Origin of the sequence: Companilactobacillus insicii (assembly GCF_003946015.1) — a bacterium.
GTDB classification, from domain to species: domain Bacteria; phylum Bacillota; class Bacilli; order Lactobacillales; family Lactobacillaceae; genus Companilactobacillus; species Companilactobacillus insicii.
In genome coordinates, this window is sequence record NZ_RHNU01000002.1 from 111,155 (window position 1) to 127,578 (window position 16,424).

The 16,424-nt window shown below is 34.7% G+C and carries 15 protein-coding genes; 8 read left to right on the forward strand and 7 right to left on the reverse strand.

Going from position 1 to position 16,424, the window contains the following annotated elements; all coding sequences use genetic code 11:
• From EKM79_RS12330 to EKM79_RS01290, 5 genes are all read right to left on the reverse strand, one after another.
• The gene (locus EKM79_RS12330) at positions 1-2,256 is read right to left on the reverse strand and encodes an SbcC/MukB-like Walker B domain-containing protein (protein WP_246005589.1); all 2,256 of its coding nucleotides are present in this window, start codon (positions 2,254-2,256) and stop codon (positions 1-3) included.
• 156 nt (positions 2,257-2,412) lie between these two features.
• Positions 2,413-3,120 (reverse strand): hypothetical protein, encoded by a 708-nt coding sequence (locus EKM79_RS01275; protein WP_125565325.1) that lies wholly within the window; start codon positions 3,118-3,120, stop codon positions 2,413-2,415.
• A gap of 20 nt (positions 3,121-3,140) precedes the next feature.
• Entirely contained in the window at positions 3,141-4,127 is a 987-nt protein-coding gene (locus tag EKM79_RS01280) for a hypothetical protein (RefSeq protein ID WP_125565326.1), read from the reverse strand.
• Positions 4,128-4,135: 8 nt separating this feature from the next.
• Entirely contained in the window at positions 4,136-5,635 is a 1,500-nt protein-coding gene (locus EKM79_RS01285) for a hypothetical protein (RefSeq protein ID WP_125565327.1), read from the reverse strand.
• 119 nt (positions 5,636-5,754) lie between these two features.
• Positions 5,755-6,690, reverse strand: a complete 936-nt coding sequence (locus EKM79_RS01290; RefSeq protein ID WP_125565350.1) for an ABC transporter substrate-binding protein — start codon at positions 6,688-6,690, stop codon at positions 5,755-5,757.
• A 160-nt stretch (positions 6,691-6,850) separates the two neighbouring features.
• On the opposite strand from EKM79_RS01290, the gene EKM79_RS01295 reads away from it, so the two are divergent.
• The 3 genes from EKM79_RS01295 to EKM79_RS01305 are packed head-to-tail and all read left to right on the forward strand — an operon-like array spanning position 6,851 to position 9,638.
• Positions 6,851-7,645 (forward strand): ABC transporter ATP-binding protein, encoded by a 795-nt coding sequence (locus EKM79_RS01295; RefSeq protein ID WP_125565328.1) that lies wholly within the window; start codon positions 6,851-6,853, stop codon positions 7,643-7,645.
• On the forward strand, positions 7,642-8,640 hold the full coding sequence (locus tag EKM79_RS01300) for a FecCD family ABC transporter permease (RefSeq protein ID WP_125565329.1): 999 nt from the start codon (positions 7,642-7,644) through the stop codon (positions 8,638-8,640). Before EKM79_RS01295 ends, EKM79_RS01300 begins: the two co-directional genes overlap by 4 nt.
• Complete coding sequence (locus EKM79_RS01305; protein WP_125565330.1) at positions 8,637-9,638, forward strand: FecCD family ABC transporter permease; 1,002 nt, start codon at positions 8,637-8,639, stop codon at positions 9,636-9,638. The genes EKM79_RS01300 and EKM79_RS01305 overlap by 4 nt, the downstream gene beginning before the upstream one ends.
• 209 nt (positions 9,639-9,847) lie before the next feature.
• Here EKM79_RS01305 and EKM79_RS01310 read toward each other — a convergent pair whose 3' ends face one another.
• Positions 9,848-10,813, reverse strand: coding sequence for a LacI family DNA-binding transcriptional regulator (locus EKM79_RS01310; RefSeq protein ID WP_125565331.1), 966 nt, complete (start codon positions 10,811-10,813; stop codon positions 9,848-9,850).
• Positions 10,814-11,031: 218 nt separating this feature from the next.
• Here EKM79_RS01310 and EKM79_RS01315 point away from each other — a divergent pair, with 218 nt between their 5' ends.
• Genes EKM79_RS01315 through EKM79_RS01325 form a run of 3 tightly spaced genes read left to right on the forward strand, consistent with a single transcriptional unit; the run spans position 11,032 to position 14,011 of the window.
• Positions 11,032-12,078, forward strand: coding sequence for a Gfo/Idh/MocA family protein (locus tag EKM79_RS01315; protein WP_211331255.1), 1,047 nt, complete (start codon positions 11,032-11,034; stop codon positions 12,076-12,078).
• A gap of 29 nt (positions 12,079-12,107) precedes the next feature.
• Complete coding sequence (locus EKM79_RS01320; RefSeq protein ID WP_125565332.1) at positions 12,108-13,058, forward strand: GRP family sugar transporter; 951 nt, start codon at positions 12,108-12,110, stop codon at positions 13,056-13,058.
• A 14-nt stretch (positions 13,059-13,072) separates the two neighbouring features.
• Positions 13,073-14,011 (forward strand): sugar phosphate isomerase/epimerase family protein, encoded by a 939-nt coding sequence (locus tag EKM79_RS01325; RefSeq protein WP_125565333.1) that lies wholly within the window; start codon positions 13,073-13,075, stop codon positions 14,009-14,011.
• Between the two features lie 72 nt (positions 14,012-14,083).
• On the opposite strand, the gene EKM79_RS01330 is transcribed toward EKM79_RS01325, so the two are convergent.
• A complete protein-coding gene (locus tag EKM79_RS01330) occupies positions 14,084-14,935 on the reverse strand; it encodes a fructosamine kinase family protein (protein ID WP_125565334.1) in 852 nt (283 codons plus the stop codon).
• Between the two features lie 80 nt (positions 14,936-15,015).
• Here EKM79_RS01330 and EKM79_RS01335 point away from each other — a divergent pair, with 80 nt between their 5' ends.
• Together EKM79_RS01335 and EKM79_RS01340 are read left to right on the forward strand one after the other, a co-directional pair.
• Positions 15,016-15,450: a MarR family winged helix-turn-helix transcriptional regulator gene (locus EKM79_RS01335; protein WP_125565335.1), complete on the forward strand. Its 435-nt coding sequence runs from the start codon at positions 15,016-15,018 to the stop codon at positions 15,448-15,450.
• Positions 15,451-15,461: 11 nt separating this feature from the next.
• Entirely contained in the window at positions 15,462-16,400 is a 939-nt protein-coding gene (locus EKM79_RS01340) for a nucleoside hydrolase (protein WP_125565336.1), read from the forward strand.
• The last annotated feature ends 24 nt before the right edge of the window (positions 16,401-16,424 follow it).

The window sequence follows — 16,424 nt, forward strand, 5'->3', positions numbered from 1 at the left end:
TTACTCCTCTTGCCAAATCATGGCTTCACGAACAATATTATTATGAAATTTCCCATCATTTCCATTTTTGGGAGCAATTACATCGTATGCAATATTTTCAATACCATCAGCTAAAACTTTGTTTTGTGCACCACTTGGCATCGTTGCAATAAAACTAAATCCAAAATCATCAATAGTTCTAGCAAAAGACTTAGCTGTATCTGGATCCAATTTGTCCGCAAATTCATCGAACATCACCATATGTGGAGAATCAGATTTTTTTGACCTCTGTAATAACATCTTAGGCACAAGTAATAGTGGTAAAACCATTGCCTGTGCTTTTTCAGCTCCTGAACCACCTGATTGGACAAAGTTATTATCTACTAATTCAAACTCACCATCAGCTGCTTGCTTACGATGTATCAGAACTTGGAAATCGGACCACTGACGAATATCCAATAATTTATGAGCTGATTCCATGAATTGATCGTCATCTTCAGCAATTTCAGTATCATTTGCCAATCTTTCGAGGCGCTTTTGAATTTCTTTAAGCAATGCGGGTCTTTCAGTTAATTCGCTGTTTCTAGCTTCAGAAATCACTTGTTCGTCAACGTTTACCGGATTCAAAGCTACCTTCAATTGAATACCTTGAGACTGACGAACACCGTGCGCCAAAATATCATTATATTCATCCACTAAATCATACTGTTCAGAAATCTGGTGTACTGCCGCTCCAGTATAAGTTAATTGGGCGGCCTCATTACCAGAATTCAGTTGTTCCAATGATTTTGAGACAGCTTCTTTATCATCTGATATCAGCTTTCGAGCTTCATTTATATCAAATGATACGACTCTTAAATCATTCTTATCAATCGAGCGTTGTTGTCTGATGGAACTAGCAATTGCTGTATATCCACGTTCTTCAAAGATAGAATCTAATGCATAACGATCGGGTTCTCCATCAGCACCATTATGTCGGATATAATATCCAATTTTTTCTGATAGATCACTAAACCTATGATTTCTGATTTGACTACGATTTTGGTTTACAAAATTTAAAGTTTCTACAATTTTATCTAATTGATAGCCATTAATCATATACGGCTTTAGAATTTTAAGATTATTTTCTACCTGTGTTGTTATCTCTTCTATTTTTGAATTTAATTCTTTAATTTTTTGGTTATAGTTTTGAATATTAGTCTGCGTTTTAATTTTATCAGCATTCAACTTATTAATTGACTCTTGATAATGTGACTGCCTGCTATTAGCTTCACTTATTTTATCTTCTAACTTAGGATCGATTATCAATTCAGTCATCTGTTTTTGAAGATCAGTTATTTTCTTGTTTTGATCAGCTGTTGTAAAGTTTTTAAAATCCTTATTTAATCTTTGTTCTGATTTATCAACAGATTTCTTAGCATAATCCGCTTCACGTACAACCCCATCTATTTCAGCTTGAATGCTACTCATATTATCTTGCAATCGTATGAACTCATCCAATATGGATTTTAAATTTGTTAACAAATTTTTCTGATTCAAAAATTCCTTCAGATCAGGGTTGGCAGATAGTAGATCCACTTTTTCCTGTTCTAATGTAGAATACCGAATATTCATCTTCGCAGCACCTGCTTTATGAACATCCTTATTATCTTGATGTAAACCTGTTCTGACTTTACCAGACATCAAACTGGTGACACGTAAATCAATTTTTTCATCCATATTATCTCGAATTTCAAAAACTATTTTCACATCATCGCTTAACTGATTTTGATTTTTTTCAATATTTGTAAACTTTGTAATTAAGTTTTTTATATCACGTAAGTAATTTTTAAGAATAGATATTAATTCCGAAATATCTTTACCTTTAGTAATTTTCTTTAAATTGCTTAAATTGACCATGGTTGTATCAAAGTCAGTTTGTATTGGGATAACCTGTTGCTTAACGCCTTCAAAATTCTTATTTAATTTATCAATCTGATCTTGAATATCACGCAAATTTTCCTTTTGTTTTTTATATTCCGATATTAAATTCTCATAACTGGATAATTCTCTAGTTAAAGAGTCAATCATTTCTTGCTTAATAGTTCGCTGTTCTTTAATACTTTGCTGTTTTATTTTTCTTTCTTTAAGAATTTGAACATCATTTTCTGCTTGCTCTAAAAATGGCTGCATTTTTTCTAGTTGTTCTATTTGTTCAGCCAAATTACGCTGATTTTGAGTTCTATTATTCTCTGAGTTAACCAGATCACTATCATTTTCTGAATATGGTTTAAGCATTAAATCATTTAAATGATTTAAATTTCTCCAAAATATTTCTTTCTTAATTCTGTCTAATCTTTCTAAGGCTTGGTTTAATCGCTTTAAAGTTAAATTCTTTCTATTAACTTCTCTTTGTGAAATTGCAACAGAATCAATTATCTGTTCATCTATACCTTACTGCGCGTTTTTCATTGCATCGAGGATAGGAGTTATACTTGCATTTCCAGCCGTTAATATAGGTGACGCTAAAAGTCTGCAAGTAACTGCTAATTGATGCAGATGCCTTACATCAACAAATCCATAAACTTTGTCAGATACATACTTTTGATAATCACCTACACTTGAAAATACTTCAAAATCGGCATCAATACTTCCATTAACATCAATGAATTCATCCTTTTCAAGACTCCTTCCATTCTTATCAGTTGTTTCTACGGTTAATTTATCTTCTATATTTTCACTAATCGCTGCAAACCACCAAGTTGGTTTTCTTTTATCGCCAACGGCTCGATGAGCACCGATCCCTAGAATGACTTGTCTATCTCGAGACTTCAGCAACATATAACTGTATCCGGTTCTAACCTTCATTGCTCCTATTCCCCAACCAAGCAGCATACCTTCAAATGTGCGAGAATCATTAGAACTATTGCGACTAGTGGACTTATCAAGACCTTTTGTTCCTTTGGCCGGGTTAAATGAAGGTGTAGCAATTGAACCATCAACCAACATTGGGAAAAAACAATTAGCCAAGGTGGTTTTTCCTGCCGCATTCTCCCCAATCAGAGTTAAATTGCCGTTAGTTGAAGCTGGCACATCCAAACTCTGATAATTATTAAAGTTCCTCAAATAAAAACAAACTGGCATTAATATATCTCTATTCATCCCTAATACCCCTCAACTGATTATTTTTTAGATACAAAACGTGAAATTATTGGCGCTGGAAAAACAAAACCATTCCTAATATTAACTAATCCAAAATCGTTTAAAGCGTCTTTAACGAGACTCGGACTGATGTTACTATTTGGAAAAAATTCTTTAGTAACAGTCTTTATGTTCTGATTTAATTCAGATTCAGAAATACCTGAATGAATTCTATGAGATACTTCAATTGCTACTACCGCAGGCTTGGATTTTACCTGTTGTCGTTTCGTATCCAGTAATAAAGCATAATCGTCCCCACACTCTAAATAAAAACGATCTAGCTTATCCCATTGCTCAGCAATTTTATCCTTTTTTCTCAATAAAGCATCCCATAAGTTAGGCGATTTTTTAGAACTTATATATCTATGTATCAACAAAGCACGATTAACTTTCTGCGTATCATTAAGGATAATATTATTTCTAACGGTCAATTGATTAACAATTCCTTGTGCAATCAAATTGAAGTTAGGATCAATATTCCAATATTCCGAAATTTCCTGATTATGTTCACTATCAGTCAACTCCGGATGATCAGGAGTAAATATCTTAAATCTATCTACAAATAAGGCGTTAATCAATCTGTAAATCTCTCGTTCATCTAATTCCGTAACCTCACTATGAACTTGCCTAACAATTGTTTGTGTTAAAACATCCCGATCAGTTTTCTCTTCTTGGAGCTCAGGCAAGTTTATTACAGACTTCAAGGTTGCCAATAAAACATGGACAGTTTCTGAAGATTCAAAATCAGAACTTATCAATAATATTAAATTTTCTTGGATATTTTCTGGGTATATTCCTATTAGGTCATGTAAATAGCTATTGATTTTTTGTTGAACTAAGGTCTTTTTTAAAGATTCAGTCGCGCCAGCCATTTCTTTTGAACTATTTTTAGTATTGTTAACAAATAAACCTGTATCAATTAACTGATTTATTATTAGGCTCTCATTATTAGATAACTTTATCCCCATCTTCTACCTCATTTCTTAAATGAAAATTCGAATCCACTTGGTAAACGCACACTGTATTTCTCTGTTTTGAAATGTAACCAAATTGGACCTGTAGTGGAAATTGACTCCACTTTTTGAATTTGTCTCCCAAAGGGGGCAAAGCTTTTGTAGTTGTTGTATCCAGTGGCACTGTATAGACGCATAATTTCATCACGTGCAATGATTGAGTTAAATATTAAGTCATGATCAACACGACCATTTCTTCCATCAATCATCACTAATTTCTTGAATTCATCTAATGCATCCTGTCCGTTTTCTTTAACAACATCATCTTCAGCAATAACTGGATTATCATCGGATGTAGCTACACGTCTATTAGTAACATTAGCTTGATACACTGCCGGTCCTAGTTTACTGGCCTCTAATAAATCTTCAGAATTATCTACTAATCTGTCTTGAGCTAAATGGCGTGGTATCTGCTTAGGCATTGAAATATCCTTATAATGAGTTAGAAGTTGGTCAATCTGTGTTGTTAGTTCCTTTATATCCACGGTTTGTTTATTTATATGATCATACTCAGTGCTCAATAAATTAATAGTACTCATTATCGTGTTAAAAATAAGAAAAATAGAGTCGTAGCTACTATCAATTGCTGCAGTAGTTGGATTAAAACTAGCAGCCAGCAAGTGTAAGTTTTTACGAACATATTCTTCGTCTCTTTGAAAGTCCGCAGCTATTTTCAAATGATTTTCAACTGCTTGATCAACTTCCAAACTGTCGGCACCGTACTTACTCTTTACCACAGTTCTCGCAAAATCCTTATTCTTACTTATTCTATGGATAAGCTGCATTTTAGATATTAATTCTTCATACGCTGGTATTGCTTTATTTTGGAGCATCTCGTTAAGGTGCTCAGCCAATTTACCACCATGATTGAAAGCTAAATCATTAGCAACCTCATCCAAATCTTGTCCTAACTTATGCATCCCTTTCATAACATCCGAGTATGCTGAAATCATATTATTAAAATCATTGAATAATTTTGTATTTGAGGTATCCAAATATTTACTGTTCAGCTTCCTAATCAATTCCTTAAATTCAGTGATTCGAGAAATATTGGCTGTAACAGTACTTTCAGCATCTAGTACCTTAGAAAACATTGATAAATATTCAATTCCTCTACTAGTTATTCGATATACTGACGCTTGTTGCATATGATAATTTCCACTGATCATACGGACACGTACCTTACGAGGTAAAATTTCAATAAGCTTTGCCTCTTCAACCAATATACTCAAAACACTTTTCAACACTGCATCTGTTATTCGATTTTCGTTTGTCCTACTATCCAAATAACCAGCATTGTATCTTTCAACAATAAATCCAAGTGTCTGTGGTTCATTTAAACTATCTTGATTACTGTATAAAATATTCAAAACATTCCATCCAGCAAACGGATGATCTCGACTACGTCCTAAACTATGAGCTAACAATAGACCTCTTAAATCGTCATTAATATTTAAAGACACTTCATTGCCTCCTAGTTAATAAACTACACAAAAAAAGAACTACCCTTATTCTAACTAAATAAAATGAATAGTAGTTCTAATTTCGATTATTTGTTCTAACATTTACTTACCAACAATTCCTACTTCAAAATATCCTTCTGAACTTGATCAATAATCTCACTATAAGCAATTGGTCCTTTGTATTGCCAACTAGAATCATCACTATACTGGAACATATTTCCATTTTTTACAGCTGGAATACTTTGCCACAATGGATCTTTGAACAGGCTAGCTCCCTTATCGCTATTAACTAGGAAAATATAATCTGCGTCCAGTTTAGCCAATTTTTCCAAGGAGACTGAAGACCAATCAGCGGTAGCTTTTTTAGATACTTCCTTAACTAAGGTAGGAACTTTTAATCCTAAGTCACCATACAATAATGATCCACTGGCCGATTTTTCACTAACAATAAAAGCTGAATTATTAGTTACCCACAATACTGCCGCTGACTTTCCAGCGGCTTTTTGTTTGATATCAGACTTGGCCTTAGCAACTTTCTTATCATACTTACTCAAAACTGACTTAGCTTTAGAAGTCTTATTTACTACTTTAGCCACATCCATAAATTGTGAACGCCAACTCACGTCAGTACCGTTCTTAACCACATATGTTGGTGCAATTTTTTTATATTGGGCATATTTACCATTCTCAACAGCACTATTTGTTCCCATCAAGATTAAGTCTGGTTTAGCTTTCATAACATCCTCATATGGCAATGAATAGTCAATCAAGGGAACATTCTTTAATTGCTTTTTTAAGTACTTTTGTGTTCCTGAACCATTCTTAACCGACCATTGAACTACTGGTTTAATCCCCAGAGCAACTAGGTAATCTTCCAAATAGCTACCAACAACACGTTTTGGCTGTGTTGGTACTGCAACTTTATGTCCCATAGTATCAGTCAACGTATGTGTTGACTCCGAACTTTTATTACCATTACCACAAGCTGTCAAAAAAACTACAAAAAATAAAGAAATTACTAATATCGCTCTCAAAATCTTATTTTTCTTCAAAATATTCCTTCCCTCCAAACTCCTCAAGTTACTATGATTATTAGTGAAAGTGCTAACAAATGTCAATGCTTTGCGGTAAAATAAATTCAAGAATATTCCTTTAGCACATTATCTTTATACCAAAAATATGTTAATTAGGATAAAAATAGCTTGGAGGTAGATTATGAACATCATTGAAACTAAGAATGTATGTGTCAGTTATGAGAAGAAATTAACAATACACGACTTATCGATTCAAATTCCAAAGGGGCAAGTAACAACATTAATTGGCCCCAATGGCTCAGGTAAATCAACATTAATTCGCACAATCGCACATTTACTTCATCCCTGTGATGGTTCTGTCTTCCTAGATAGTCAAAATATCAACCAAGAAAAAGCTAGTGATATAGCAAAAAAACTTGCAGTTTTACCACAGTCTAGCAACACAGCGACTGATTTAACCGTTAAAGATTTAGTAACTTTCGGCAGAATTCCTTATCGTAAGCGATTTGCTCCTCTGTCTAAGCTTGATCACGAAAAAATTGATTGGGCAATTGAGCGCGCATCTCTAAAAGACTTACAAAATCGTCGTCTGAGTACATTATCTGGCGGTCAGCGTCAACGCGCTTGGATTGCCATGGCTATTGCCCAAGATACCGATACGATTATTCTCGACGAACCAACAACTTATCTTGATTTAACACACCAGCTAGATGTTATGCTGCTGATAAAAGAACTTAATGAAAAAGAACATCGTACTATCATAATGGCGTTACACGATCTTAATCATGCCGCAAGGTTTTCTGACCAATTAATTGCCATCAAAAAAGGTGTCTTACAAGTCAGCGGTCCGGTACAAGAAGTCATAACTAAACAAAATCTTCGTAATATCTTCAATATCGATGCGACTATCGTTAATGACCATAACAAGCCCTTGATCCTAACATACAATCGTTGGCGAGAAGGTATTGCCAATTGAATTCAAGAGTCAGATTCACAATACAATTAAGTATTGAGATTATCATTCTCTGTATCTTGCTTCTTTTAAGTATCCGTTATGGCGCCAACAAAAATAGCAACGATACCGTTATGAATGCAATATTTAATTATCAATCTAGTAACCTAGATCAACAAATAATCCGACAAATTCGAATTCCAAGAGTCATTGGAGCAGCATTGATTGGTTCAGCTCTGGCTTGTAGCGGTGCCTTAATGCAATGTGTCACCAAAAATCCGATGGCCGACTCCGGACTTTTAGGTATCAACTCAGGTGCAGCACTAATGCTGACAATGAGCTTTATTTTCTTTCCCAAATTATCAACTCAGCAAACAACAATTTTTTCAGTATTCGGAGCTGCTCTGGCTTCAATCTTAGTATTCGGACTCAGCTCAATGAAAAAGGCTCAGCTTAGTCCAACTATCTTGGTTCTAGCTGGTATGGCAATAAGTGCCTTTTTTACAGCTTTAAGTGAAGGTTTAGCCTTGATTTCACAACTCAAACAGGATTTAGCATTCTGGCATTTTGGAGGTATATCAGCGGTTAATTGGAACCAGCTGATCCATTTAGGTCCTTGGGTGATTGGCGGATTATTAGTGGCTTTGCTGCTAACACCAAATCTTAATTTATTAAATTTAAGTGACGACTCAATTCAAAGCTTAGGCAAGAATATCAATATCATTAGATCAATTACACTGATTTGTGTCGTTATCTTATCAGGTATTTCAGTGGCACTGGTTGGTGCCGTGGCCTTTGTAGGATTGATCATCCCTCATATTGCTAAGTTCTTAGTTGGAGCCGACTATCGGCAAGTTATGCCGATGACATTAATACTTGGTGCCAACTTAACGTTGTGCGCTGACTTGATTGCTAGAACAATCAATCCTCCTAATGAGACTCCATTTGGAATTATTATTTCATTAGTAGGTGTACCTTTCTTCATATATCTCGCAAGAAAGGACAATCAACGCATATGATAAAAAAAGCTAAACTTACAACTTGGATCATTACACTAACTATAACGATAATTATTTTAGCAATTATAAATTTGAATACCGGACAAATGAAAGTAACACCTGCTGAAATTTGGCAATTAATAACTGGTAGCGGTACTTACGCACAATCAGTTGTTATTTTCGACTTTAGGATGCCTCGTATTATTATTGCTATTCTAGTCGGATTTGCTTTAGCAATTGCGGGTGATGTAATTCAAACTACTACTCAAAACCCTATGGCTGACACTAGCTTTCTAGGTATTAATGCTGGGGCCGGACTTGCCGTTATGATTTTTATTGCCTTCATAAAGAATCAAGACGCTAATCTATTCATGTTACCCGTGATGGCATTGCTTGGTGCACTTATTAGTACCGTTACAGTCTTTTTCTTTGCCTACAAAAAAGACACCGGCATAACAGCAAATAGGTTGCTGTTAACTGGTGTCGCACTATCAGGATGCTTTTCATCCGTTATGGTACTGTTCACTCTGAAACTATCCCCTGAAAATTATCAATTCGTCATGAATTGGCTGACAGGAAGCATCTGGGGAACTAGTTGGTCATTTATTTTAATATTTTTACCATGGTTTATTATCTTCACAACAATTATTTTCAGCAAATCCAAAGTTCTAGACACCTTTAATCTCGGCGATGAGGTTGCTCAATCACTAGGAATCTCACTACATCGTGAGAGAATTATATTGATTGGAGCAGCTGTAATACTTGCCGGAGTCAGTGTTTCTATTTCTGGAGGAATTGGATTCATTGGTCTAATAACACCAAATCTGGCTAAAAGAATCATTGGATTCAAGAGTAACAAACGAATGTTGTTATCTGGAACGCTTGGTAGTTGTCTATTAATCGCATCCGATACTCTAGGAAAATGTCTTAGTACTACGACAGAAATTCCCGTTGGAGTTATCGTCGCAATAATCGGTGCACCATACTTCTTCTATATCCTAATAAAATCTAATAGTTAATACTCTTCCGCATAGCATTCTACAAACTAGGACCATATCCTTCATCTTCACGATCACTCAAATCATTTAAAATACTAAAGCATGTCGCCAGTACTTCAATGGTTACATGCTTTTTGTCTTTTTTAAGATTCTTAAATTGTTATACTAGCTAAAATACGATTGAAAGATTTTTATTGATTCTTTTATAGTATCCATTGATTGTTATTCTTCTATGTGGTTTCTCTAACAATAAGTTCAGTTTTTAAAAACAAGTGATTTTTTTTCTGATTACTTTTTCTTAATAATTCAATTGCCGAATAACCCTCTTGAAACTTTGGCTGATTAATAGTTGTCAATGACGGACTAATTATTTTTGAAATCACCGTGTTATCGAACCCAACTACTGAAATATCTTCAGGTATTTTTAATTTGTATTTTCTAGCAGCAGAAATAACCGCCGCCCCCAATGTATCCGACACACAGAAGAAAGCATTCGGCCTATTTACAGAGTTAAGCATCTGAGAAACTATTGGATAGGCTATGTCATAACTTATCGCCGGCAATGATATATTCCAGTCTTCATTAAATTTAAAATTACTATCATCCAAAGCAATTTTAAATCCACGTTCTCTTTCGTTTGAATATTTAAAATCACGTGGTCCATTAAGAATAGCAAACTTATTTTTTCCTGATGCAATTAACTGCTCAGTTGCTAACTTTGCAGCAGCACAATCATCAATAGAAACAGCTGGTAAACTAGATTCCATATTATATTCACAACATTGAACTACTCGAGTATGTTTGGACAGTATGTTGAGAAGCTTCGTAGATAATTGATTCAGTAAAACAACACCATATACATTTAATCTGTCCAAATACTCTATAAAATTATCAATGGATTCAATATTCAGTTCTGTTTGGTCAATCAATAATTTAAAACCAGATGCATTTGCTGCAGCTTTAGTACCCTCCAGAATTTCGGTATAAAACAGGTTTGTTAGCTCTGATACATTAACAATAATCAAATCTTTATTTGACTCATCCATTCTCTTCCTGAATTTCAGACTATCAATGGCCTCATCTACCCTTTGTGCTGTATCAACACTTACTTCAGAACGATGATTTAGTACCCTTGAGACTGTGGATGGAGAAACATGAGCTTTTTCAGCAACTTCATAAGCATTAACTTTTACCACTTAATCTACCCCCACATAAAATATTTCAAGAAATTTCAGAAATTAATAATATGATAACATTGTGAAAGAATAATACAATTGTTTGTACCCCTGCCTTTAAACCACACAATAAGATAAATTCTTTAATGAAATATTTCAGCATTCGCAATATTCGTTGAAATGTAAGCGCTTATAAAATAACCTATTCCATATAAAGTAATTTGATTGGAGGAATAAATTTGAAGAATAAGATAATCAATATTGGAATTATCGGATGTGGAAGAATTGCACAAACAAGGCATATACCTGAATATGCTTCAAACAAAAATGCAAATATTCTAGGTTATTTTGATTTCAACAAACAACGTGCTGAGGAAATCGCCAAAAAATATGGTGGACAAGTATACGATAGCGTCGAAAATATGCTAGCAGATAATGATATTGATGCTGTCAGCGTTTGTGTAACAAATTCCGCACATGCCAGTATTTCAATTCAGGCATTAAATGCGGGAAAAAACGTTCTTTGCGAGAAGCCAATGGCAACTAGTCTTGAAGATAGTGAAGCAATGGTAAATGCATCTAAGAAAAACCATAAGCTACTAATGATTGATCAAAACCAACGATTCGCTAAAGCTCATATTCGTGCAAAAGAACTTATAGAAGAAAATACTATAGGAAGAATCTTAACATTCAAATCCACATTCGGTCATGGTGGTCCAGAAACTTGGAGCATTGATGGCGGTCCTAACACCTGGTTCTTCGATAAAAATAAATCTAAGTATGGTGCGATTTTTGATCTTGGGGTACACAAAATTGATCTAGTTCAATATCTATTGAACAGTTCTGTAAATAATGTTTCAGCAAGATTAACAACATTAGATAAAAAAGATTCAACCGGAAACCTTATTGACGTTGATGACAATGCTATAAGTATCTATGAACTGAATAATGGAGTTATCGGAACTGTAACATCCAGCTGGACTTACTACGGTGAAGAAGATAATTCTACTATTATTTACGGTTCAGAAGGAATAATGAAAATTTATGACAATCCAACGTACTCAATTGTAGTTATTAAGGAAAATGGTGAGAAGATTCTTTACGATATAGATCAAATTCAAACAAATGATAATCAAACTAAATCAGGCGTTATGGATGAATTCATCGATTCAGTAATCGAAAAACGAGTCCCTAAATCTGATGCTGAATCTGTAGTTTATTCAATGAAAGCAGTCTTCGCAAGTATTGAATCAAACAAAACCGGAAAAAGAGTTTCAATCAATTGAACAAAATAAAGGTTTGAGAGGATAGATAAATGGCTATATTAATTGCACTTATACCATCGCTTTGCTGGGGATCAATCGGACTATTATCAACAAAATTCGGGGGTAACTCATCTCAACAAACATTAGGTTTAACATTTGGAGGACTAATATTTGGGATATTAACATACCTCTTTTGGGTACTTCCTCATGGTTACTTAATGGATAGTAAAATCATTATTATTGGTCTTATCTCCGGTATTTTATGGACTGTGGGTCAAGGATTACAATTCGTTGCCATCAAATCAATGGGTGTTTCTCGTGCAGTTCCCCTATCAATGACCAGTCAAATCGTAGGTAATGCATTGTTAGGTGCTGCTGTACTTGGAGAATGGCAAAATATTCAAACATGGACGGCTGGAATCGTTGGAATAATTTTAATCGTTATCGGTGCTACTTGGATCCAAACAAAAGATAAAGACAATAAAACATCAAAAGAAAACAATTCGTTAAGTGGTTATATTCCATTAACCTTTTCAACCTTAGGATTCATGGGATATTTCATTGCCCCTAAACTACTACAACGTTGGTTAAACGTCTCAAGTTCAGTTATCAACGCAGATCATGGCGTACAATACATGATTTCAATTATATTTCCACAGTCAATCGGAATGGTAATTGGCGGTTTCTTGTTCGTATATCTTATTTCTCATGAAACAAAGGATATGATTAACATATCAACATGGAAAAACAGTATTACAGGCTTTGTTTGGGCTATCGGGAACGTTGCTCTATTCGTTTCAATTGCTAATCCTAATCTTGGACAAGCAGTATCTTCAACTTTGAGCTCACTTGGATTCATTGTAGGTGCATTTGGTGGTATCTATATACTTCACGAAAAAAAGACAAGTCATCAAATGAAATTAATAACTGCTGGAACACTCTTAGCCGTATTAGGAGCAGTAGTTATGAGTAACTTGAGCTATTTTGCACAAATAATTTAAAAGAGGAAAAAATTATGAAATTTGGTTTTTTAACTGGTTGTCTTCAAAACATGACCTTAGAAGAAAAAATGGCATACGCCTATAAAGTTGGTTTTACAGCACTAGACGTATCATGCTGGCCTAGAAAAAATACTCGTGATTTCTCGGGTAGTGATATTGATGTAGAAAATTTAACCGATGAAGATGTAATAAATATTAAGAATAATCAAAAAAAATATAATATTGCATTCTCCAGTTTAGCTTATTATGACAACATGCTTGATCCTGACGAAACAACAAGAAAGAAATATGCAAAACATTTAGAAGCAGTCATTAAAGCTGCGTCAAAATTAGGAACACCCTTAGTTGGATGCTTCGTTGGTAAAGATCAAACAAAATCATTAACAGAAAATTTTGATGAGTACGAAGAAATATTCACACATTTTGTGACATTAGCGGAAGAAAATAATGTAAAGTTGATGATTGAAAATTGTCCTATGCCTGGATGGCAAGAAGATGGATTACCAGGTACAATTTCTTATTCGCCAGAACTTTGGGATGAAATGTTTAAGCGAATTCCAAGTAAGAGTATTGGACTGAACTTTGATCCATCGCATCTAGATTGGTTACACATTGATTATCTACAGGCTATGCGAGACTATAAGGACCGTATTCTACATATTGATGCAAAAGATATGATTGTTGATGAAAAGAAGTTTTCATACTATGGAATTTTCGGCAAAAAGCTTAATAGAACTCAACCAGAAGACTTAGGATTCTGGACACCGGTAATTCCGGGATTAGGTGATATTAACTGGTCTCAATTCTATGAAGTAATGAAAGGAATCGGATTTGACGATTGTTTCAGTATTGAACATGAGGATAGAAGATTCGTAAAAAATAATGAAGAGGTCGAAAAAGGACTAGAATTTTCATACAATCATTTGAATCCTATTATTCATGACTTCCAGTGAAATCATTAAAAAAACGAGATAATTCTTAATTGCAGAATTATCTCGTTTTTTCTTCGATATATAATTTTAAATCTAATAGTTAATACTCTTCCGCATAGCATTTTCCAAACTAGGACCATATCCTTCACCAAATAAATTCAAATGGGCTAATAAATAATAAGTCTGATACCAAGGTATCCGTTCTTCCCAATTGGGTTCAAGTGGATATTCTTGCACATAACTAATATAAAATTCTCGACCAAAACCGCCGAACAACAATGTCATCGCAAGATCCATTTCACGGTTACCATAAAAAACATCTGGATCAAATAAAATTGGCGAACCATCGGCTTCATAACCGACGTTTCCACTCCAAAGATCCCCATGCATCAAACTGGGAACCACTTCATGTGTTTGATAGTGATCGATAATTTTTTCTTCAAGTTGCATCATCAGATCTTCACGATACTGATTCCAATAAAACTTACTTTTAACTTCTTTGACTAATACTTCCAAACGCTGATTGACATAAAATTCACCCCAGTTACTCTGCCAAGTATTTATCTTAGGATTCTTAGCGTTCAAAATATTATGATCCAATCCGAACCTATCATTATGTTGCTCATGCATCTTAGCCACTAACTTACCTAAATCTCCGTCGTGACCTTCACCGAATTCAACATAGTTAGTTAACAAGTAGCCACAGTTATCGTAAGTTCCCACTTTGATTACCTTAGGTGTATTGACTACCGCACCAATTAAATTTAATCCTTCAACTTCATGATCAAAAAAAGAGCTATCATTATCAGGTTGCACTTTTAAAAAATATTTTTTATCAGATGTTGTTACTGCATAACTCTGATTAATATCTCCTCCTGATACAGATTGACAATCTGTAACTTGACCAATATCCAGCTCCTTAAACCATCCTTGATTTAATTCCATCTTTGTCGGTCCTTTCCACACTTCTACATTTTTGCATGATATAATTTGAATGTAATACTAGCTCTCAAGGGAGGCTTACTATGACGAGTAATGTGGCCCATCTTATTAAGGTCGCTTCAAATGAGATTTCACGCAGTATCAATGATTTCGCGTCTAAATATAATCTAACTGGTACACAAGTGCAAATAATAGACTTCTTAACCAGCTTGCCAGAAAAGAAAGATATTTTTCAAAGAGATATTGAAGCTGAGTTCAATATTCGAAGATCAACAGCGACCAACATTCTTAAGAACATGGAGAAGAAAGAATTAATTAAACGTGTTCAAGTCTCCACCGATTCACGACTCAAAAAAATTATTCTTCTACCTAAATCGACAGAACTACAAGGTGCCATCGATAAGTTCATGAAAGAAAATGACCAAAAAATACTTTCCAGCTTAGGTGCATTTGAGCGACTAGGTTTCACTCGTGCTCTTCAAAAGTTACCTGAAAAGCTGAAGACAAACAAAAAGTGAGGTAGGAATTAATGACAAAAGTAATTATGGATTGTGATCCCGGAATCGATGACGCTATCGCTCTCACAGTCTTATTAGCTCATCCTGAAAAGGCTGATTTGATTGGTGTAACTACTGTTGGTGGTAATGTGAAATTGGATTACGTTACAGCTAACGCCAAGAAACTACTGACATTCTTAGGTTCACACGCCGAGCTATCTTCAGGACAATCAGATCCACTAGTAAAAGAAATCGAAACTGCCGGTGAAATTCATGGTAAAACAGGAATGGACGGATTCGACTTCCCAGAGAACAGTGCAGATTATCCACTAGCAAGTAACAACGCTGTTACCTTCATGTACGATCGTATCTCAAACTGTGATGAAAAAGTAAGTATTGTAGCAACTGCCCCACTTACTAACATTGCATTGCTATTGAAGACATTCCCAGATGTTAAACAAAATATCAATCATATCTACATTATGGGTGGATCAACACTACAAGGTAACATCACAACAGCTGCAGAGTTCAATGCCTACGTTGATCCTGAAGCAATGGATATCGTCTTCAATTCTGGAGTTCCTATCACATTGTCAGGACTTAACCTTACAGAAGACAAGGCATACTTGAAGATGGATGAAATCAATAATATCAAGAATCTTGGAAAAGCCGGAGTTATGGCTAATGCCATCTTGGACTTCTATTCATCAGCTGAATTAGAAAAGGGTATGACAAAGATTCCTATTCACGATGCTTGTGCTGTCCTCAGTCTAATTGCTCCTGAATTGTTCACAAAGAGTACTAACTATTCAATCGATGTTTCACTTACAAATGACCAATTCCGTGGTATGACTTATCCCGACCGTCGTATTTATGCCGAAGAAAAGAATAGTATTAAAGTTCTTGAAGATGTTGACCGTGAAGCATTTGTTAAGTACTTGTTTGACTCAATTGCTTCTTATGATAAGTAACTGTGATATAACTATAGAATTAAA